1 protein-coding gene is annotated in these 270 nt (G+C 30.4%); it reads right to left on the bottom strand.

What is annotated here, in order from left to right; translation table 11 throughout:
- Window positions 1-76 precede the first annotated feature (76 nt).
- Window positions 77-270: LexA family protein (locus SB775_RS29825; protein ID WP_410864854.1), on the bottom strand; the 194-nt coding region annotated here is incomplete at its 5' end.

Below are 270 nucleotides of genomic sequence, written 5' to 3'. Positions count from 1 at the left end.
GAACGGAAATCTATCAAAATATAAAAAGAAGATAATTCCCTATATAAATAAGGGAATTATCTTCTTTTTATTATTTTTAATGTAAATCACGATATACGCCAATTACTTTTCCAATAACTGACACTCGTTTTAAAATAATAGGTTCTAGTGAAGAGTTTTCCGGTTGTAGACGGAAATGATCTTTTTCTTTATAGAAACGTTTAACAGTTGCTTCGTTATCTTCTGTTAAAGCAACTACAATTTCACCGTTGTATGCAGACTGTTGTTGGC

This window comes from Peribacillus sp. SIMBA_075, from assembly GCF_046534585.1.
This window is presented reverse-complemented; position numbering and strand designations above follow the sequence as displayed.